The organism is Halospina denitrificans, assembly GCF_004364635.1.
GTDB classification, from domain to species: Bacteria; Pseudomonadota; Gammaproteobacteria; order Pseudomonadales; family Oleiphilaceae; genus Halospina; species Halospina denitrificans.
This window is the reverse complement of sequence record NZ_SOAX01000007.1, coordinates 61,099-80,410: the sequence shown is the minus strand read 5'-3', so window position 1 is coordinate 80,410 and position 19,312 is coordinate 61,099. Positions and strand designations below refer to the sequence as shown.

Annotated in this window: 17 protein-coding genes; 10 read left to right on the top strand and 7 right to left on the bottom strand. The window is 58.6% G+C overall.

Going from position 1 to position 19,312, the window contains the following annotated elements:
* The first annotated feature begins 299 nt into the window (after positions 1 to 299).
* Positions 300 to 2,351: a putative bifunctional diguanylate cyclase/phosphodiesterase gene (locus DES49_RS13445; RefSeq protein WP_166646090.1), complete on the top strand. Its 2,052-nt coding sequence runs from the start codon at positions 300 to 302 to the stop codon at positions 2,349 to 2,351.
* A 13-nt stretch (positions 2,352 to 2,364) separates the two neighbouring features.
* On the opposite strand, the gene DES49_RS13440 is transcribed toward DES49_RS13445, so the two are convergent.
* Complete coding sequence (locus tag DES49_RS13440) at positions 2,365 to 3,414, bottom strand: class I fructose-bisphosphate aldolase (protein ID WP_133736949.1); 1,050 nt, start codon at positions 3,412 to 3,414, stop codon at positions 2,365 to 2,367.
* Positions 3,415 to 3,655: 241 nt separating this feature from the next.
* Between DES49_RS13440 and DES49_RS13435 the strand changes: the two genes are divergently transcribed.
* Both DES49_RS13435 and DES49_RS13430 read left to right on the top strand, forming a co-directional pair.
* The gene (locus DES49_RS13435) at positions 3,656 to 4,420 is read left to right on the top strand and encodes an SDR family NAD(P)-dependent oxidoreductase (protein ID WP_133736948.1); all 765 of its coding nucleotides are present in this window, start codon (positions 3,656 to 3,658) and stop codon (positions 4,418 to 4,420) included.
* 36 nt (positions 4,421 to 4,456) lie between these two features.
* Positions 4,457 to 5,095 (top strand): phosphoribosyltransferase, encoded by a 639-nt coding sequence (locus DES49_RS13430; RefSeq protein ID WP_133736947.1) that lies wholly within the window; start codon positions 4,457 to 4,459, stop codon positions 5,093 to 5,095.
* A 36-nt stretch (positions 5,096 to 5,131) separates the two neighbouring features.
* Here DES49_RS13430 and DES49_RS13425 read toward each other — a convergent pair whose 3' ends face one another.
* The gene (locus DES49_RS13425; protein ID WP_133736946.1) at positions 5,132 to 5,380 is read right to left on the bottom strand and encodes an HP1242/YdcH family protein; all 249 of its coding nucleotides are present in this window, start codon (positions 5,378 to 5,380) and stop codon (positions 5,132 to 5,134) included.
* A 430-nt stretch (positions 5,381 to 5,810) separates the two neighbouring features.
* Here DES49_RS13425 and DES49_RS13420 point away from each other — a divergent pair, with 430 nt between their 5' ends.
* A complete protein-coding gene (locus tag DES49_RS13420; protein ID WP_133736945.1) occupies positions 5,811 to 6,179 on the top strand; it encodes a PilZ domain-containing protein in 369 nt (122 codons plus the stop codon).
* Between the two features lie 110 nt (positions 6,180 to 6,289).
* Entirely contained in the window at positions 6,290 to 7,042 is a 753-nt protein-coding gene (locus DES49_RS13415; RefSeq protein WP_133736944.1) for a hypothetical protein, read from the top strand.
* A gap of 88 nt (positions 7,043 to 7,130) precedes the next feature.
* Here the strand turns inward: DES49_RS13415 and DES49_RS15650 are convergent, their stop codons facing one another.
* Together DES49_RS15650 and DES49_RS13405 are read right to left on the bottom strand one after the other, a co-directional pair.
* The gene (locus tag DES49_RS15650) at positions 7,131 to 7,823 is read right to left on the bottom strand and encodes a hypothetical protein (RefSeq protein ID WP_243865051.1); all 693 of its coding nucleotides are present in this window, start codon (positions 7,821 to 7,823) and stop codon (positions 7,131 to 7,133) included.
* Between the two features lie 12 nt (positions 7,824 to 7,835).
* The gene (locus tag DES49_RS13405; protein WP_133736943.1) at positions 7,836 to 8,459 is read right to left on the bottom strand and encodes a SatD family protein; all 624 of its coding nucleotides are present in this window, start codon (positions 8,457 to 8,459) and stop codon (positions 7,836 to 7,838) included.
* A 266-nt stretch (positions 8,460 to 8,725) separates the two neighbouring features.
* On the opposite strand from DES49_RS13405, the gene DES49_RS13400 reads away from it, so the two are divergent.
* Entirely contained in the window at positions 8,726 to 11,560 is a 2,835-nt protein-coding gene (locus tag DES49_RS13400; RefSeq protein WP_133736942.1) for a bifunctional diguanylate cyclase/phosphodiesterase, read from the top strand.
* A gap of 62 nt (positions 11,561 to 11,622) precedes the next feature.
* Here the strand turns inward: DES49_RS13400 and DES49_RS13395 are convergent, their stop codons facing one another.
* Complete coding sequence (locus DES49_RS13395) at positions 11,623 to 13,119, bottom strand: AAA family ATPase (RefSeq protein ID WP_133736941.1); 1,497 nt, start codon at positions 13,117 to 13,119, stop codon at positions 11,623 to 11,625.
* A 126-nt stretch (positions 13,120 to 13,245) separates the two neighbouring features.
* Complete coding sequence (locus DES49_RS13390) at positions 13,246 to 14,418, bottom strand: Fic family protein (protein ID WP_133736940.1); 1,173 nt, start codon at positions 14,416 to 14,418, stop codon at positions 13,246 to 13,248.
* A gap of 226 nt (positions 14,419 to 14,644) precedes the next feature.
* Between DES49_RS13390 and DES49_RS13385 the strand changes: the two genes are divergently transcribed.
* Positions 14,645 to 15,439, top strand: coding sequence for a BPSS1780 family membrane protein (locus DES49_RS13385; protein ID WP_133736939.1), 795 nt, complete (start codon positions 14,645 to 14,647; stop codon positions 15,437 to 15,439).
* 90 nt (positions 15,440 to 15,529) lie between these two features.
* On the opposite strand, the gene DES49_RS13380 is transcribed toward DES49_RS13385, so the two are convergent.
* Positions 15,530 to 15,844: a hypothetical protein gene (locus DES49_RS13380; protein WP_243865050.1), complete on the bottom strand. Its 315-nt coding sequence runs from the start codon at positions 15,842 to 15,844 to the stop codon at positions 15,530 to 15,532.
* Between the two features lie 175 nt (positions 15,845 to 16,019).
* Here DES49_RS13380 and DES49_RS13375 point away from each other — a divergent pair, with 175 nt between their 5' ends.
* From DES49_RS13375 to DES49_RS13365, 3 genes are all read left to right on the top strand, one after another.
* Positions 16,020 to 16,919: an acyltransferase gene (locus DES49_RS13375; protein ID WP_133736938.1), complete on the top strand. Its 900-nt coding sequence runs from the start codon at positions 16,020 to 16,022 to the stop codon at positions 16,917 to 16,919.
* 101 nt (positions 16,920 to 17,020) lie between these two features.
* Positions 17,021 to 17,407, top strand: coding sequence for a cupin domain-containing protein (locus DES49_RS13370; protein WP_133736937.1), 387 nt, complete (start codon positions 17,021 to 17,023; stop codon positions 17,405 to 17,407).
* 66 nt (positions 17,408 to 17,473) lie between these two features.
* The gene (locus DES49_RS13365) at positions 17,474 to 19,297 is read left to right on the top strand and encodes an acyl-CoA dehydrogenase family protein (protein WP_133736936.1); all 1,824 of its coding nucleotides are present in this window, start codon (positions 17,474 to 17,476) and stop codon (positions 19,295 to 19,297) included.
* Positions 19,298 to 19,312: the final 15 nt, after the last annotated feature.

Here is a 19,312-nt window from a genome sequence, read left to right as displayed (position 1 = left end):
GGGGATGGGGGCAAGTTAGTCGGCTGTAATGTTCATCGCTGTGCCAGTGAGTCACACTGGCATAATTAGCATTAAAAGCTCTGGGGTTATCCGGCAGTAATGATTTGAATTTTCAAATGTTGTCGGACAATGCTAACGTATTGAAAAAGAGTGCGTGCACGGGAGAGGTAATCAGGAGTACCCGGGAAAGAAAACTTCAGAAGCCGGAGTCTGGAACAAAAATGGGAAAGGGAACTTTCACGCTCTTAAGAAATCGGAACCAATCCGCTGTCTTCCAGAATCAAGCTCAAGTCCGAGTGTTGATTGTTGAATCAGAGAATGCCAGCGCGCGTGCCATCAAACGGGCGATACGCGCCGACCTGCTGTTCACCTGTGACATTGAGCATGTGCGAAAGCCAAAGGACGTGGCGGATCGTTTGGCCAACAAGGATTTTGATATTGTTCTCGTTGGTCCCTCCCAGTATGACAGCGAGGAGGGCACGTCCGCAGAACTCAAATTCGAGCATATCGGGCCCGAAGTCCTGATCCTGCCCTTGCCGATGGGTAAGTTGAAGGGCGGTCAGGGCCGCCGGCTATTGGATGCGGACTGGCTGTCCCAGGTTCTCAGGTACGTGACTCACCGCAAGCAGGTGGAAGCCTTCCTCAGGGCGACCGAAGATGCCCTGTGCGAGGAAAAGGAGCAGGCCCGGGTGGCGTTTAACGCGATTGGTGATGCCGTGCTCATCAGTGACAGCCAGGGCCGGGTGATCCGCATGAACCCCGTCGCTGAGAGCCTGACGGGCTGGTCCAGTGCCGATGCGATAGACCGCCCCGTGGATGAGGTTTTCAGTGTTGTTTCCTCAACGGCGCGGACCTCTCGGGAGCACCCTGTGCTGCTCGGTATACGCGAGGAGCGCGCAATCACACCGGATGGCGGCACAGTTCTGCTTCGTCGAAACGGTGAGGAACTTGGGATTGAGGATTCCGTGGTACCGGTTCACGACCGTGATGGCGAGGTAACCGGCGCCGTCCTGATTTTCCGTGACCTCAACCACTCCCTGGCCATGACCCGGAAGATGGCCTATCTGGCTCATCACGACTGCCTGACTGGCCTGCCCAACCGGACCCTCCTTGAGGAGCGCGCGGAACAGGCCATCAGCCTTGCCAGGCGTCATGAAAAGCAGGCAGCCCTGCTGTTTCTGGATCTTGATGGGTTCAAGGAGATCAATGATGCGCTGGGGCATGCCCTGGGGGATCGGGTCCTTCAGGTGGTCGCAGAAAAGCTCAGGCGTTGTGTGCGGGCAACCGATACCGTCTGCCGTCTGGGCGGGGATGAGTTCGTGGTACTGCTCAGCGAGATCGAGAATCCCGAGGATGCGGCGCAGGTTGCCGAAAAAATCCTGGCCGGGTTTACTGCGCCGCTGGTGTTGGATGGGCAGACATTGCAGCTTCGCGTGAGTATCGGCATCAGCGTTTTTCCCGATGATGGTGACAGCGTGGATACCATTCTCACTCAGGCGGACGCTGCGATGTACTTTGCCAAGCTCAATCACAATGTCAGTTACGGGTTCGCCCGAAAAGACCTCAATCACTGGCCCAAGGGTACGGAAACCATGGAACACCGCCTTTTCCGTGCGTTTGAGGCCGGCGAATTCCTACTGTACTACCAACCCCAGATTGACCTTGTTTCCGGAGCCATCGTTGGCGTTGAGGCGCTGCTCCGATGGAATGATCCCGAGCAGGGCCTGGTTTACCCCTCCGAGTTCCTCCCGGTTGCCGAGCGCAGCGGTCTGATCGTGTCGATTGGGCATTGGGTTATCCAGCAGGCATGCCGCCAGGTTGCAGCCTGGCGGGACGAGGGCAGAGTGTCCCTGCCCGTGGCCATCAATGTGTCTGCCCCGGAATTTGAGCATCCCCACTTTATTGGCTTTATCGGGGAGGTTCTGCGGGAAACCGGGATTGAACCGGAAAAGCTGGAGCTTGAATTCACGGAGGACGTGCTGATGAAGAATCCGGAGAAGTCCATGGCGCGCCTTGAGCAACTCAAGGCGATGGGCATCCGGCTGGCCCTTGATGACTTCGGTGCAGGAGGGTCGAGTCTGCGGTACGTCCGGCACTTCCCGGTTGATACGATGAAGATCGATGGATGCCTGATGAGCGATATCACCGCAGACCCGGCCACGTCCATTGTGCTGCGGTCGCTGGTTGATATGGGCAAGGGGCTGAAGCGCCGGCTGGTTGCCGAGGGCATTGAAACAGCCAACCAGCTTGGCTTTGTCCAGGCTCAGTTGTTTGATGTGGCCCAGGGGTACCGCCTTGCTCCGCCACAGGACGCCGAAGGGTTCTCGAAGCTGCTCCAGGACCAGCAATGAACCCCTCCCTGGCTCATGCCAGGGTGATCTCATCATCCAGGTAGACATCCTGGACTTTATTCAGCAGCGTCACGCCCTCATCCATGGACTTCTGGAAAGCCTTGCGCCCGGTAATCAGCCCCATCCCTCCCGCGCGCTTGTTGATTACCGCGGCGCGGACCACTTCGTGCAGATCGTTACTTCCGGAGGCGCCGCCAGAATTGATCATGCCCACGCGGCCCATATAGCAACTGGCCACCTGGTAACGCACCAGGTCGATGGGATGATCCGTCGTCAACTCCGAGTAGACGCGCTCATGGGTCTTGCCGAAGTTGAGCGCCGTAAAGCCGCCGTTGGTGTCGGCCTGCTTCTGCTTGACGATATCCGCGCCGATGGTCGCGGCCAGGTGATTGGCCTGGCCCGTGAGGTCGGCAGCCGTGTGGTAGTCGGCATCGTTCTGCTTGAAGGCATCGTTGCGCAGATAGGCCCAGAGAATGGTGCCCATGCCCAGTTCATGGGCACGCGCGAACGCTTCGCTGATCTCCTGAATCTGCCGCCGGGTATTCTCGGACCCGTAATAGATGGTCGCTCCCACTGCCACTGCCCCCAGGTCAAAAGCCTGGTCGACACTGGCAAACAGCGTCTGGTCGAAATGGTTGGGGTAGGTCAGCAGCTCGTTGTGGTTGAGTTTGACGATAAAGGGAATCCGATGCGCGTAACGGCGGCTCACCGAACCAAGCACACCGAGTGTGGACGCAACGCCACTGCAGCCACCGGCCAATGCCAGCTCTACAATCTTTTCCGGATCCATGAACAGAGGGTTCTTCGCAAAGGAAGCGCCGGCTGAGTGCTCAACACCCTGGTCGACCGGCAACAGCGATAGATAACCCGTCCCGGCCAGACGCCCCTGGTCGAACAGGGACTGCAGGCTGCGCAGTACCCGGGGGTTGCGGTCACTCTGCTCGAATATGCGCGAGATGAAATCCGGCCCCGGCTGATGCAGGTGGTCCCTGGGGATGGTGTTGGATTCATGGGTCAGCAGGGAGTGGGCTTCGTCTCCCAGAATCGAGGTAATTTCAGACATGTTGCCTCCTGCAGGGGTAAAAGGGATCGTTCCCGGCCTCATTGTAGTCTGTGGCAACAGCCGGGTCACCATACATGACCTGCATCAATCAGCCTGCCTGTTCCAGGTGCTGTAATACTGTAGAAATGATTCCGGTCACTGTTCTGGTGGGATTACTGTCGGCGCACATTGACGCAACACCCGGTTTGCGGACTAATACCAGCAGGGCAGTTCAGTTTAGGGATGGAAAAGGGGAAACGAAATGAACACGCTTGAAGGGAAAGTCATCGTTATCACCGGTGGCGCAGGTGGCATTGGCGAAACCACGGCGCGCCTCGCGCACGCCCGGGGTGCCAGTGTCGTCATTACAGACCGTGAATCCGGGCCGGTGGAAGCCATTGCGGAGTCACTCGGAGAACGCGCCTGCGGTCTCGCGGTGGATGTTACCCGTCGGGAGGATAATGAGCACATGGTTGCGGTTGCTGAGAAACAGTTCGGGCGTCTCGATGCCGCCTTCCTGAACGCCGGTATTGAGGGGGAGGTGGGGCCTTTCGACAGCCGCTCAGATGAAGCCTGGAACAGGGTGTTCAGCGTTAACGTGCACGGCGTCCGGTTCGGCGTTGAAGCCGTGATTCCCGCGTTGCGCAGAGCCGGCGGCGGGAGCATCGTGATGACCTCCAGCGTGGCCGGGCTGCGTGGTGCGGCCGGGTTATCGCCCTATGTCAGCAGCAAGCACGCAGTGGTTGGCATGATGCGCTGCCTGGCCGCGGAGCTGGGACCGGAAGGTATTCGCGTCAACACCCTTAATCCGGGGCCGGTCGATAACCGCATGATGCGCTCAATCGAGGAGCAGGCCAATCCGGGCCATGGCGAGGACGTTCACCGGATGTTTGCATCACGGGTGCCCCTGGGCCGTTATGTGACCAACGAGGAGTGCGCCGCCATGGCCGCGATGCTGTTCTCCGATGATGCCAGCGGCTGCAATGGTAATACTTACCTTGTTGATGGTGGATATTGTGCCCAGTAATCGGGGCAAATAATGGGCAGCCCAGGGGGCTATGATATGTACGAGGATCGCGAAGACGCCGCGGAGACGCTGGCGCGGGAGCTGATTGAGTACCGGGGGCAGAATCCGCTTGTGCTCGCCATTCCGCGTGGTGCGGTGCCGATGGCGGCACAGATTGCCCGGGCGCTGCAGGGCGAGCTGGATGTGGTCCTGGTGCACAAACTGGGCGCTCCGGGCAATCCGGAATTTGCAGTAGGCGCCGTCAGCGAGGATGGCACCGTTTACATCGCCGATCATGCCCAAAGACTGGGCATTGATGAAAGATACCTGCAGCGTGAGACGGACCAACAGCTGGAAGTGCTGCGCCGGCGTCGTGAGCAATACACCCCGGTACGTTTATCCATTGACCCGCGCGACCGTATCGTCATCGTGGTGGATGATGGTATTGCCACGGGCGCAACCATGCTTGCCGCACTGAAAGCGGTTCGTGCCCAGCAACCCAGTCGCCTGATCGCAGCCGTGGGCGTGGCGCCGCCGGAGACCCTGGAGCGGATGCGTGCCATCGCTGACGACGTGGTATGCCCGCTGAAACCGCAGAGATTCCGGGCCGTGGGCGAGTTCTTCCGGACGTTCGGTCAGGTGGATGACGCGGAGGTGGTGTCGATCCTTTCAGGGGCAAGTGGTAAGCAACAATAGGCCATTGATGTTTTAATGCCTTGGTGCTGAATGTGATCAGCTCGCGTTGGACGAGCTGAGGTATGCCGCGATCCTGTCCTTGAGCGCCAGACGCTTTTTGCGGGTGTCTTCCTCGATATGCGTGGCCACCGGTTCGACCTCGGTTTCCATGCGGTGGACTGTCCGGTTCACCTCGTGGTATTCATCCACCAGCTCGGCAAAATGGGTGTCCGATTGTTTGAGTTCGTGGATGTGTTCGGCCTGTTCGGGAAATTCGTCGGCCAGTTCGTGCGGTGTGTGACTCATAGGATCTCCACGCGTTTTCTGTTGATTGGTGCATGAATGCAAAGGATCACTGTGCCAGTCCTTCAGGCGCTTGTCGTTGCCCGTGATCAACGCAGCCCGTGATCAACGCAGCCCGCGATCTCATTCCAAAATCCTCATATTCATCCTTGCGCTTAGGGATTATTCTGGAAAAGAAAGAGGGAGGTTGCCCGCCGTTTGACGGCCGAGGTGGGGGCGCCTGTCCCTGGACGACTTCGGAACAGGCTATTCGTCACCGGGCCATTTGAATGAATACTTTCTTCAATCCCCCCATACGCAAATCTCCTTATAGCCGTGCAATTACCGTTCTGTAATCTGAGTAAATATCGTCGCCGTGTCTGGAGCCCCGGGCAGGGCGGAACTCAGGAGAGTGGCTCTCTTATGAGCCCTGGAACGGTAAGGGTGAAATGGAATGGAATACGGTAAAACCGATTCTTCGTTCAACCAATCCTCTTTGCGGCCGGAACCCGGGCGGCGGCGCAGTTTCCGTCGGTGCCCCGAAGGTATGACGGCGGAGATAGAGATCGAAGGCGCCGGCAAAACCTGCCAGTGCCAGGTGGTGGACCTCAGCCCGCACGGCCTTGGTTGCCTGGACTGCGACGCAAGCGCGGAGCTACCGGAGAATGCCAACCTCATTGTCTGGCTAACCCATGCCGAGGATGAGCTGCTCCCGGTTATCGGCAGGGTGGTGCACCGCCATGATTATGGCTCGTTCCGTCACCTGGGCATCGAATTTGAGCCTGAAGGGGCCGAAATGGTGGGGATTGGATCCCTGGTATAGCCTCCCATGGGAGGCCGGGGTTCCAGCGTTGGCTGTATCTATGTGCAGAAACAATATAGTCTGGTAAGTTTGGAGTTATCCAAGGCGTGGCGGCAATGGAGTGTGGACTCATGGCCAGGCAACGTTCCATCCCCATGATCATCGGCCCCTGGGCCATGGCTTTCGTGGCTGTTGTAATGCTCGCGGTCTGGGGTTACCTGAGTGTGTATCACCAGGATTCAGGCCTGGAACTCTCCTCGATGGTTGACGCCCATCGAGTCGAAACCACCTTTCGCCCCGGGCCTCTGATCAGCCTGCCCAGCGGTGGACTCCGCCGTGCGGTTCCGTTGATTCATGGGGGTGCAGCACCGCCTCCGGCTCAGTACCGGGTCAGTGTGAAAGCGGATGAGCCGCAGGTGCCTGCGCAGGCGCGGTTGAATGATGGATTCCGCACGAGTGTCCGCTTCCGCGTCACGGTTGCTGCCGAGGGTGGGGCGTCTGAACGCGAGGCCTCCCAGGAGGCGGCCATCAGGCGGGAGATCCAGCGTCGACTCCAGGTGAGGCTGGATCTTGCGGGTGCCCAGGTCCAGCCGCAGGGTCCGGTTCCGGTTGGGCGCGACCTCAGGGCGAGCTGGTCCGTCATTGCTTCCCGGCCCGGCAACCTGCGCGGGCAGATTGCGACGGCCCTGGAGGCCACCGACTCGGGTGACGGCGTCGTGCCCGACGAACTGCCGGGAACCATCCCATTGGCAATCAATGTCTCGGAGCCAACTTTCCAGCTGGGGCGGATGGCGCAAGCCGCAACGCTGGGCATCGGGTTGCTCGCCTCCCTGGTTTCCCTTATCGAGTTCGTGTGGAAGTGGCGGGAGCGGAGAGCTTCCTGACTCCTCATCCTGTAACACCCCGTTTGGTTTTCGTTACCGCTATGCACGGTAGACCTGACGAATCCTTTCATTTCGCCCAGCGGGCGAATCAGAGAAAGTAGAGAATCGACTGGCCGATGACAATGGTGAACAGCAGCGAGGCCAGGGTCCCGATGAGTACGTATTCCGCGAACTCCCGTTCATCCATCTGTCGGAACCGGGCAAAGCCCTTGGCGGCCAGGATCAGTGCAATGACGTTGTAGTTCTGCGCGAACACCACCACCAGGTAGATCAGCCAGCGTTCCAGCATGCCGATGACGCGGCCGGCGTTGTATTCGCGGTCGTCCACGGTGCGTGTCTCGCCCTTCGTGGGCGTGGTTGGCTCCATCTGGAAACGGTGGAGCAGGGTGCGGATGGCCAGGTTGGTTTCGTTCGCCACCAGCAGGAAGCCGAGCAGCCCCAGCATGGCAGGGCGCAGCACTTCCGGCTGCTGTACAGGCAGCAGCCAGGACCCGGGTGAACCAAAGTGAGCCGAGAGAAACGCCACCATCCCCACGAGGGCGCCCCCCGCAAGGCGCCCCGCGTTCAACCGTTCCTCCGGGACCAGGGCCTCGGACAGCGCGAGCGAGGCGATTACCGTCGCGACAAGCGCCAGGGTATGCAGTCCGGGTGTGAGGACACCGACCAGAACCACCTGGACCAGTGCCAGGACTGTCCACTCGCGCGTGGGCAGTGGCCGGTCCCGGAAGGTGAACCAGAGCCGGGTGAGCAGCCAGGCGTTGAGAAAAACCAGAATGGCCATGGGAACTCCGTTTCAGTGGGAGAGGGCGCCGTTCATGCGCCGGGTCAGTGCGCGTATCAGCTGGATCGCGTACGCCAGGCCCCCTTCATGGATGTTTTTGTATACGCTCCGTTCCGTGATGCCAAGGTCCTGAGCAATGTCCGTAATCCCCCTGTCCTGCAGCAGCTGCTGAAGGATGGCCAGGCGGTTGGGGTGCCATTTCCGGAGCTGGAGATTGAACAGCCCCAGCGCGGCCTCCTGGAGACCGTCGTCGTCCGGCAGCCCGGTAATCGCCAGCGTCCGGCTGTCGTGCTTCATATCCGCGAGCAGGTCCCGCGCCCGGTGGAAGGCGGGGCCGTCCATGCCAATGGCCCGCTCCGGGTTAATGTCTGTGGACAGGGAGCCAACACCAAGGGCGAACCGGAGCTCGACCGGATGCAACTGCCGCATGATGGCGAGGATATCCGGAAAGACACGGTCCGCGCCGTCATACAGGGCCTGGAACTCATCACCCAGGGTGATGGTGTAAGGTGACAGCAGCTGATCCTGTTGCCCATTCAGCTCGCCCAGCAGGGATTCCAGTTCGGTCTGGACCTGCTTGCGGTTGGTCAGGTTTCTTGAATCAATGATATCGGCGATCATCACTAGCCGGTTCATGGCCCTCTCCCAGCCATCGCTGCCCCTATGTTGAACTGTATCAGTTCATTTTTATTTTTTGAACCTTAAAGGTTCATATTGTGGTTGTGAACCCTATGGGTTCGTCAGGGGCGGGGGTGAATGACTACACGCATTACGCTGCCCACTTTTGTTACAATCCATTGACGGAACGGGCCAATTAGACCTAACTAGAATTGCCCAAAAGGATACTGCCAAGGGTAAGGCAGAGGAGTGCGGTTGTTCTGCGCCCTGAGAGGGAATTTGATATGAGCTTCGAGCACGCCGCACACCTGGATACCTCCCCTTATGAGGGCCTCGCGGACTGCCACCGGGAACCCATACGCACGCCCGCTGCGATTCAGCCAAATGGCTTCCTGATCATTTTTGATCCGCTGAGCTTTCGTATTCTCAGCGTTTCCCGCAATTGTGAGTCGCTGTTCCAGAAGGAGCTCGACACTTATCCCGATCAAACCATCGATAACCTGTTCAATGAACACTCTGCCCATTGGATCCGGGAGCAAATCGGGGAGGAGGCCTCTGGGCCCTGCCTGGACTATATACCCCTGAGCCTTGGCAAACAAACCCTGGAAATGGGTGCCTTCAGGTACAGGGGGCTGGGGTTCGTGGAGGGCTTGCAGAGCCCTCATTCAGCCCAGAACCGCCTTGCGCTCAACCGGGAATTTTTCTGCTTTGTCAGGGAAGTGGCAGACTATTCATCCAACCAGGCCCTGCTTGAGTGCGCTGCCAGCAAGATCCGCGAGTTCACCGGTTTTGACCGGGTCATGATTTACCGGTTCAGTGAAGACTGGCATGGCGAAGTCATCACCGAGCAGGTGGGTGAAGGCCTCTCCAAAGAGTATGAGGGGCTTCACTTTCCGGAAACCGACATTCCTGCCCAGGCCCGGGATCTCTATGCCAGCAACAGGATTCGATGCATTCCAGCCGTCGACGCGGAAAATGTGCCCCTGTTTCCGAGCGCCCACCCGATTAACGGCCAGGCATTTGACCTGAGCTTCTGTCACCTGCGCAGCGTCAGCCCGGTGCATATCCAGTACCTGAAAAACATGGGCGTGAGCGCTTCGATGTCAGTGAGCATCATGGTGGAAAACCAGCTGTGGGGACTGGTTGCATGCCACCACCTCGCCGGCGCCAAAGCCGTCTCGCTGGACCAGCAACAGAAGTGCCTGGCTACTGCCGAAGTCATGGCCAGCCATATCATGCGGATTCGGAGCCAGCGCTTCAACAGGAAGAACAACGAAGCCCTTCGGATCTGCAGCCAACTGGCCCTGGGAGGCGGATTCAGTGGCGAATACGCGCTGTTCAACAAAATACTGGAGCTGAAAAAGGCATTAATAAAGCTGTTCGTGGCGGACGGACTGGAAATCCATATACAGAACCGTCGCCATCGAAGCGGTCCTCTGTCGATCAGCGAGGAGACACTGAAACGGATCAGACCCCTGGTCAAACAGGGTATGCTCATCACCAGCAACCTTTACAGTCTGACGGGGCACCATGAACCGCGTATGCCCGCCGGTATCATCTTTATCGGCCTTAACAATGACATGGATGAATACCTGTGCCTCATGCGCAGGGAGCATCAAGAAGAAGTGGCGTGGGCCGGAGAGCCCCTGAAACCGGACGAGGAAACCGGTGAGCTGCGGCCAAGGAAAAGTTTTGAGAGCTGGCGGCAACAGGTAGCCGGAACGTCGAGGCACTTCGAGGAGACTGATTATCAGATTGCGCAGATCATCCGGAACGGCCTCGTGGAACAGCATGCCACCGCGGAAAAGATCGCCACTCAGAAACAGCTCGAAATCCAGGCAATGTACGATGGGCTGACCGGCTTACCCAACCGGTTTCATTTCAACATGCAGCTCACCTCGGAGCTGGATAAACAGGAACTGCAGGACAATCCTTTCGCGCTGCTTTTTATTGATCTGGACAATTTCAAGCGTATCAATGACTCCCTTGGCCATCCGGTAGGCGACAGGATTCTCCAGGACGTCAGCGCCCGATTGATGGAGGCCGTCAGTCAGACGGATTTTGTGGCTCGCCTCAGTGGCGACGAATTCTGCGTCATTGCAGACAGACGGCACAGTCACCGGGACATCGCGAATCTCTGCGAGCGGATTACGGCCAACCTCAGCCAGCCCATCAGCGTCGAGGAGGGGCAATTATTCCCCGGTTGCAGCATCGGGGTCACCCTTTCCCCGGAAGACGGCAACCACTCCACCGAACTCACCCGCAAGGCCGACCTGGCCATGTACCAGTCGAAATCCCGGGGCAAGGGCAGTTACACGTTTTTCCAGCCCAGCATGCTGAACGTACTGAAAGACCGCCAGGTACGGGAAAACGAGATCCGTCACGCCATTGTCGAGCACGAATTCGGCTACCACTACCAGCCTATTGTCGACGTGACTGAAAACCGGATCATCGGGCGCGAGGCGCTGGCCCGCTGGACGCACCCGGAGAAAGGGCTTCTGCCACCGTCCAGCTTCATCCCTCTGGCCGAGCAGATGAGCCTGATCAATGAGATCGACAGACAGCTGATTCTTGGCTGTGGGGCGCTTGCGGTAAATAGCAGCGAGGGCTCGCCCCAGGCCAGCTACCTGAGCGTCAATGTTTCAGCTACCGCCCTTATCAATGACTCCATAAAAACCCTGGTATACGAGCTGGAAAAGCGGGAGATCGATTGCCGGAATCTGGTGTTCGAGATCACCGAAAGTACACTTATTTCGGATCCGACCAAGGCGCGCTCCCTCCTGAGGTTTCTGACGAAAAGAGGAATCCGGGTGTTCCTGGATGATTTCGGAACCGGTTACAGCAGCCTGAGCTATCTTAACGAGTTTCCCGTGAGCGGGATAAAGATCGACCAGAGTTTTGTCAGACAGCTCCACAAACGGAAAATCCAGAAACTGGTGAGCTCGATCGTTACCATCGCCGATAACCTGGACCTGAGCCTGTTGGCTGAAGGCGTGGAAACCGAGTCGCAGAAGAATACGCTGCTGAATCTGGGGTGCCACATCCAACAGGGTTTCCTGTACGGCAAGCCCATGGCGAAGGATGGGTTCGATGCGTTCGTTAAAGCCTATCCGGCGTGAATAGAGCCATGCCTGGGTCCTGAGCGAGTCGCTCAACTAGAGACTTCGGGTAGCAGAGCAGGCTAGTCCGCCCAGACAGCCCGGTCCCTGGCCCAATCGCGCAGGGCATCGATGGATTCTCCTTTCACCACCGACAGCGGCTGTGTATTGGACAGTTCATGGCTGATCAGATCTGTGGTCACTGGCCGGTTCTCCGCATGGGAGTGGTATAGAGCGGCCACCACGGCCTGTTCGATCTCGGCTCCGGAGAAGCCCTCGCTCGTAGCGGCGAGCCTGGGCAGGTCGAACTTGCCGGGGTCCAGATCGCGCTTGTTGAGGTGGATCGTGAAGATATCCTCGCGCACGCTTGAACTGGGCAGATCCACGAAGAAGATCTCATCCAGCCGGCCTTTCCGTAGAAGTTCCGGTGGCAGCTGGCTGACATCGTTCGAGGTGGCCACCACGAAGACGGACTCATCGTTTTCCGCCATCCAGGTCAGGAGAGTGCCCAGCAGGCGCTTGGAGGTGCCGTTGTCCTGTCCCTCCTGACTCATGCCTTTCTCGATCTCATCCATCCAGAGCACGCAGGGCGCCATCATCTCAGCCAGCTGCAGCGCCTCGCGCATGTTCTTTTCCGACTCGCCCACGTACTTGTTGAACAGTGCCCCAAAATCCAAACGCAGCAGCGGCGAGCCCAGCAGCCCGGCGGTCGCCTTCGCCGCGAGGCTCTTGCCGCTGCCCTGAACCCCGAGCAGCATCACCCCCTTGGGTGGCGCCAGGGTCTTCTCATCGTCTGTCTGGTGAAAGACATTCCGGCGCCGCTGGATCCAGGTTTTCAGTCCCGAGAGCCCGCCCACCTCGGCGAACTGGGCTGTGTCGTATTCGTAGCTGAGCACCGCATCCATGCCCATCAGCTCGAACTTCGCCTTGCTTACGTCGGGGACGTCCTCCGCAGTAATCGCCCCATCGTTAACGATGGCGCCCCGCGCCAGCCGACGGGCTTCGCTGAAGCTCAGGCCCTTGAGGTTCTGGATCAGCTGGTTCAACGCCCGGCTATCCGTTCTGACCCTTTCAGCCCCGTTGTTGCGCTGCCAGTGACGCGCTTCCTCGCGGATGATGGTCAGCAGTTCCTGGTCGGTGGGCATGCGCATGTCAAGCTTCGCGCACAGGTGCTGGATGGACGCCGGGATGGTGATGGAATGGCCCAGCAGCACCAGCGTATGCCCGAGCCGTTCATAGGCCAGGGCAACGTCCTTGATCTGGCGTTCCAGTTTCGGGGAGCGCTCAAAGTAGGGCGCCACGTCACAGAGCACGTAGATGCAGCCCCCGGACGTGTCCTTCCGGATGTAATCGAGTGCATCCTCAGGGTCGGAGTAATCCTCGTCATCATCTTCCTTCGGCTCCAGGCCGAATCCCAACCGCTTCAGACCATCCGTGCAGGTCCACTGCATGGCCATGGAATGCTTTGTGAGCGCCAGCTCGCCGATGAGTTTGACCACCCGCGCTTCGTCCCGCGACTCGATGACGATCACCGGCTGGCCGGCGTCGATCATCAAGCGCATATCCCTGACTTCGGACATGGTTGCCTCTTCCTCTTCTATCGTTTCTGAAAAGCCTGTACTTTTTTAAAGTAGACGATACTCGCGACTACTGCGGCTGTTGGAGTGGTCCATGAAAAGGGCTGCAGCACTTCCGATCTATAACTTCTAGCGCTTTCCTCCTGCTGAATGGTTGTCTGAGCGATAACATTCCGGCAGATGATACCGAGTACTGCGACCGCCCTCCGGGCATTTTTCCAGGCATCCTTTCTTTGCGAGATCGCTCAGGTGGCGGGTTGCCGTCGCCTTGCTGACTTTGGCGAGTTTCTGGTATTTCGCGGCGCTGATGCCGTCCTCAAAGTTGTCCGGTCCACCCTCCAATAGACGGTTCAGCAGCTTCTGTTGGCTGCCGTTCAGCTCCACACCTTCAAATCGCTGCCAGAACCTCGCCTTCTGAATGGTCCGGTTAATGGCGAGTTGGGCCTGGTCCAGCGCTTCGGAAAGCGTCTCCATGAACCAGGTCATCCAGCGAGAGATATCAAGTCCGTTCCGTTGGGTGCTCTCCAGAATGTCGTAATAGCCCTTGCGGTTATCCAGAATCGCCTCGGACATGGCGTAGAGGCGAATGCTTTGATCGTCAGCCTGCGCCAGTGCCAGATCGGTGATCGCCCGTGTGATCCGTCCATTGCCGTCGTCGAAAGGGTGGATCGTCACAAACCACAGGTGGGCCAGCGCTGCCCGCTCAAGTGGGTCCATGGTGTCCTGATCCCGCGACTCATTGAACCAGTTGAGGAAGGCGTTTACTTCCCTCTCCAGCCTGTGCGGGGGCGGGGCAATGAAATGGATGTGCTTGCGGTCAGCGCCGCGCCACGAAACCACCTCCATCTCCTCATTCCTCAGAGACCCGACAGCGACACTGTGCCCAATACGTGGTGGTTCCGGGAAGAGCCAGCGGTGCCATTGGAGTAATCGTTCCAGTGTCAGGTCCTCATACCGATTATCAATGGCATCAAGCATCATATCCGCGACGCCCTCGCTGCGCGCTGATGTAGGATACTGCTGCTCGTGCATAACACCCAGCCGGTTGGCCAATGATGATTTCACCGACAAAGCGTCCAGCCGCTCTCCCTCGATAGCGGAGGAAGCAAGGATGTTGTGCAGAAGGGTGTCAAGCATTTTCTCCTTGCCGGTGTCATCCAGCACATCCGCCTTGCCGAGCAATTGGCCTATCTGTTTCTGGATGTCACGGGTAAGGGCAGTAACGGAGGTGGCCCAGTCGAACTCGGGCCAATCCGGTCTCTGCCAGATCCACTGATAGGTCCTGTTTTCCGGTGTCGGCATTAGAAAATCGCTGCTTTATGGGTCAATGAGCCGATTATGGCACTTAAACGGCTCATTTTTCGAGCCGAATAGGAGGTTTTTTCGGCTCACGGTTCAATACCAGAGCTGCTCCCGCTTCTCCGCGAAATCTTTGCTACGCTCACCTGGAGTGTCAGGACTCGGCTTGTCCGGGGCACCAACTTCGTTCCCGGGATGCGGGATTATTGATTAACAGGGAGGAAATACCATGAGCGAGATTTCAACCAGTCAGCAGGGAACCCCGGATGGCGCGGCTGGGGACCATAACGCAATGCAGGTCGGTGAATCGCGTCGCCGGCCCATCGGGAGCGGGTGGCGCTGGATCAGTCAGGCCTGGCCGTTGTTTTCACCCTCATGGGGGCAGTGGATACTCGCCGTGCTGCTCTTCCTGGTCATCTACATAGGCCTTGAGATGATTCCGCTGATCGGGCCAGTGATCAGCATGCTATTGGCCCCGGTCCTCGGAGCCGGTCTTCTTTACATGGCACACCGGGCGCGCGAGGAGGGAGTAGTCGAGATCGGCGATCTTTTCGTTGGTTTCCGCCAGCATACAGGGGCTCTGATTGGCTTGGGTGCCCTCAACCTTCTGGTCACCCTGGGTATTGTGATCGCGGTTCTGGGGCCGGTATTCGCCTCGATGGATATGCAGGCCATGGCCGAGATGGAAAGTGGGGCAGCGCTTGAGCAAAGAATGATCGCCAACGCAGGCATGGGCCTGATGCTGGCACCCCTGATTGCGCTGGCATTGATGATTCCCTGGATGATGGCTTACTGGTTTGCCGTGCCGCTGGTGTTCTTCGGTAACTACGGTATTGGTTCGGCACTCAAGAGCAGCCTGATCGCATCCCTTCGCAATATCCTGCCCATGCTCTGGCTCAGCATTATCTTTATTCTACTGGCAATTGTTGCCTCGATCCCCCTCCTTCTGGGTTGGCTCGTGTTGCTGCCGGTTATTGCGATAACAAGCTACGTTATGTTCCGGGACATTTTCAGCGAGACGTGAGAAGAGTCGTGGAGGAGGCCATTTCTGAATGGTGCCAGTGGCATCCGTGCATGGGGACTGAAACGCCTCGGGCCCGGTCCGTGATTGATATCAGAGCTGTCCCACCGGACTGCAGCCGCGCGTGGCAAGCGCCAGGTTCGTGCTGAGCCGGATCTGTTCGTAGTACTCGTTGGCGGAGCCAATGCCTTTCGACGCGAGGGAGCCGGCGGTTGGGCTGAGAACCTGAGCCAGCTGCTGGTAAGCCTCGGCGGACTGCCGGTCCTGCTCGTAGGCATTGAACGCCTGTTGGATCTCACCGCACGTCACCCCATCGCCGTCAGCAACCGAGGAAGACAGTTGGGTGGACGTCTGGCAGCCGGCCATTGTGAGCGTTAGAAGGGCGATAATGGGAGCAGTGTGTTTCAATCTGGATACTCCGGTTGGTGCGTGTTTATTCGGATCAGAAGGGACGATATCATCTTAGCGACGATGGCGTGTGAAAATGGGGATTACCGTTGGCGCGCGTTACTCGATGGCCATTGATCTATAGCCACCCTTGCCAAACAATGGGCACCATAAAAATTGATTGGCGATTCATCTTATGCTCAATTTCCTGCCCAAACCCCTCATCGGCGTACTGAACTCATTGCTGCTCGCCGTGAACACCGTCTTCTGGTGCGTGCTGCTGTATATCCCGATGTTGTTGAAACTGATCATCCCCATACGCCCCTGGCGGGTGTTCTGCACCCGGCTCATCATCTGGATTTCCCAGTGCTGGGTGGCCTGCAACACGGGCTGGATGCGGCTGACCCACCGCACCACATGGGATGTTTCCGGGCTGGAGGGGCTCAGCCGGGAGGGGTGGTACCTGGTGATGTGCAACCACCAGAGCTGGGTGGATATTTTCGCCCTGCAGCACATCTTCAACCGGCGCATTCCGTTCCTGAAGTTCTTCCTTAAACAGGAGCTCATATGGGTGCCGGTGATCGGGCTGGCCTGGTGGGGGCTGGATTTCCCGTTCATGAAGCGTTATTCCCGTGAGTATCTGCTGAAACACCCCGAGAAACGCGGCGAAGACATGAAGGCTACCCAGCGCGCCTGCGAGAAATTCAAGTACACCCCGGTCAGCGTGATGAACTTCCCGGAAGGCACCCGTTTCACCCCGGCGAAGCACGCCAGCCAGAAATCCCCCTACAAGCATCTGCTGCGCCCCAAAGCCGGCGGCACCGCCTTTGTCCTGGAAGCCATGGGAGACACCCTCTCCACCATGCTCGACATCACCATTGCCTACCCCAACGGCCGGCCCGGGCTCTGGGAGTTCATGTGCGGGCGGGTCACCCACATCGTCATCCGCGTCGAGCAGGTGCCCATTCCGGAGCATCTTTTGGGCGGTAGCTACAGCGAGGACGAAACGCATCGCCAGCGGGTCAAGGAGTGGCAGGAAGGGCTCTGGGAGCGCAAGGATCGGCTGTTGGATGAGCTGAAATCCGGGGCGGGTTAAAGAAGACGTTTGGTAGTCTGTTACCGGTGTCGAGCGGGGCGTATGATGGAATGTGCGGCCCAGACAACCGTCTGGGCGTGCAGCAAACGGAGGGCAGAATCATGCATATCGCAAAAAAGGATGTTCCCGTTCGAATTGATGTACCCGGAGCCACCGCCCGCCAGCAGGGCGATTTCGGTGATGTGACGGGGTATGGAAAGATGGGCGCCGAATACTTTTCCTTCGGGGCCGGCACCGATATCACCGAGTTGTTGCAGGGGCTCGAGGGCGACCGTTGCCAGAGCCCGCACTGGGGCTATGTGGTCGAGGGCGCGATAACCGCGTTGTACGCTGATGGTGGCGAGGAAACATCACGCACTGGTGACCTGTTCTACTGGCCGCCCGGGCACAGCGTCCGGGCCGAAGAGGACACGGATATCGTGATGTTCAGCCCGCAGCACGAACATGGTGCGGTTATTGACCACATATCGCAGAAAGTAAACAGCTGACTTCAGAAGTGACAACATGCCCTGGTCCGTAAGGCGGGCCAGGGTAACAAGAGGAGGGATTCCGCGATGAAGCTTTTTGATCTGACAGAGGATTTCCGGGGTCTGGTCGGCGACGTGCTGCCCGATAACGTGCGCTTCGGGGAGGTCTTCGGGAAATCATCCGCCACCCAGGCGGGCAACGGCGAAGTGAAACAGATTCCGCTCAACCCCCGCACGGAAACCTACGACGACCTGGACGCCCGCTCACGCTCACTGATCAAAAAGACCATCGATTTCTTCGAAAAACGCGGCAAGCAGCAGCTCAAGGAAGACGATCACAACCGCACCTGGTACCAGGATTTCCTGGACTTCCAGGCAAAGGAAAAACTCTTTGCCACCTTCCTGACCCCCAGCGAGTACGGCCCCAAGGACGCGCGCTGGGATACCTACCGCAACTGCGCGCTGAACGAAGTGCTCGGCTTCTACGGCCTGGCCTACTGGTACACCTGGCAGGTTTCCATCCTCGGCCTGGGGCCGATCTGGATCAGCGACAATGAAGCCGTGAAAAAGCGCGCCGCGAAGCTGCTCAAGGAAGGCGGTATCTTCGCCTTCGGCCTGTCTGAGAAAGAGCACGGGGCCGACATCTACTCAACCGATATGGTCCTCACGCCCCAGAAGGACGGCAGCTTCCGCGCCAACGGCGGCAAGTACTACATCGGCAACGGCAACCAGGCGGCACTGGTGTCCGTCTTTGGTCGGCGCGAAGACACCAACGAATACGTGTTTTTCGTCGTCGAGTCCCAGCACAAGAATTACGAACTGATCCAGAACGTGGTCAGCTCCCAGAACTACGTGGCCGAATTCCGGCTCAACGATTACCCCGTCCGCCGGGAGGACATCCTGGCCGAAGGGCAGGACGCCTGGGACATGGCACTCAATACCGTCAACATCGGCAAGTTCAACCTCGGCTGGGCCTCCATCGGCATCAGCACCCACGCCTACTACGAGGCCATCAACCACGCCTCCCACCGCTGGCTGTTCGATCACTACGTGACGGACTTCGTCCACATCAAGCAGCTGTTCACGGAAGCGTATACCCGGCTCACCGCCATGAAGCTTTTTGCCCAGCGGGCGACCGACTACGTGCGGGTCGCCGGCCCCGAGGACCGCCGTTACCTGCTGTTTACCCCCATGGTGAAGATGAAGGTGACCACCGAGGGGGAAGCGGTCATCAACGAGCTGTGGGACGTGATCGCCGCCAAGGGCTTTGAAAAGAACATGTACTTTGAGACGGCCGCCAAGGACATCCGCGCACTGCCCAAGCTGGAGGGCACGGTGCACGTGAACATGGCCCTGATCCTCAAGTTCATGCCCAACTACTTCTTCAACCCCGCGGAGTTCGACGAGGTGCCGCCACAGCAGGAGGCGCGCAACGACGACTTCCTCTTCCACCAGGGGCCCACGAAAGGCCTGGGCAAAACCCGGTTCCACGACTACCAGAAAATTTACGACGAGTTTGACCTGCCCAACGTGAACCGCCTGCAGAAGCAGATCCGGCTGCTCAAGCTGCTGCTACTGACCGCCAAACCCAATAAGGAGCAGCAGAAAGACTTCGATTTCCTGCTCAACCTTGGGGAGCTGTTCACCCTGGTGGTCTATGGCCAGCTGATCCTGGAAAACGCCAAAAACCAGTCCCTGGACCATGCGCTGGTCGACCAGATCTTCGACGTCCTCGTCCGCGACTTCTCGAAGTACGCGCTGGAACTGGCGCAGAAGCCGAGCGCCACGGTACTGCAACAGCAGATCACGCGCCGAATGATCCAGCGCCCGGCCGTGGACCAGGATCGCCAGCAGCATGTGTGGGAGAACTACGCCTACGCGCTGCGTGATCAGTACGAGATGAAGGACTGAATCAGCAGGAGGGCT

Bases quoted from the DNA above. Each gene is read 5' to 3' on its own strand.
- DES49_RS13435 (WP_133736948.1), top strand. From the start codon at position 3,656: ATGAACACGCTTGAAGGGAAAGTCATCGTTATCACCGGTGGCGCAGGT.
- DES49_RS13400 (WP_133736942.1), top strand. From the start codon at position 8,726: ATGAGCTTCGAGCACGCCGCACACCTGGATACCTCCCCTTATGAGGGC.
- DES49_RS13390 (WP_133736940.1), bottom strand. From the start codon at position 14,418: ATGCCGACACCGGAAAACAGGACCTATCAGTGGATCTGGCAGAGACCG.
- DES49_RS13425 (WP_133736946.1), bottom strand. From the start codon at position 5,380: ATGAGTCACACACCGCACGAACTGGCCGACGAATTTCCCGAACAGGCC.
- DES49_RS13375 (WP_133736938.1), top strand. From the start codon at position 16,020: ATGCTCAATTTCCTGCCCAAACCCCTCATCGGCGTACTGAACTCATTG.
- DES49_RS13405 (WP_133736943.1), bottom strand. From the start codon at position 8,459: ATGAACCGGCTAGTGATGATCGCCGATATCATTGATTCAAGAAACCTG.
- DES49_RS13370 (WP_133736937.1), top strand. From the start codon at position 17,021: ATGCATATCGCAAAAAAGGATGTTCCCGTTCGAATTGATGTACCCGGA.
- DES49_RS13430 (WP_133736947.1), top strand. From the start codon at position 4,457: ATGTACGAGGATCGCGAAGACGCCGCGGAGACGCTGGCGCGGGAGCTG.
- DES49_RS13420 (WP_133736945.1), top strand. From the start codon at position 5,811: ATGGAATACGGTAAAACCGATTCTTCGTTCAACCAATCCTCTTTGCGG.
- DES49_RS13415 (WP_133736944.1), top strand. From the start codon at position 6,290: ATGGCCAGGCAACGTTCCATCCCCATGATCATCGGCCCCTGGGCCATG.
- DES49_RS13440 (WP_133736949.1), bottom strand. From the start codon at position 3,414: ATGTCTGAAATTACCTCGATTCTGGGAGACGAAGCCCACTCCCTGCTG.
- DES49_RS13365 (WP_133736936.1), top strand. From the start codon at position 17,474: ATGAAGCTTTTTGATCTGACAGAGGATTTCCGGGGTCTGGTCGGCGAC.
- DES49_RS13385 (WP_133736939.1), top strand. From the start codon at position 14,645: ATGAGCGAGATTTCAACCAGTCAGCAGGGAACCCCGGATGGCGCGGCT.
- DES49_RS13395 (WP_133736941.1), bottom strand. From the start codon at position 13,119: ATGTCCGAAGTCAGGGATATGCGCTTGATGATCGACGCCGGCCAGCCG.
- DES49_RS15650 (WP_243865051.1), bottom strand. From the start codon at position 7,823: ATGGCCATTCTGGTTTTTCTCAACGCCTGGCTGCTCACCCGGCTCTGG.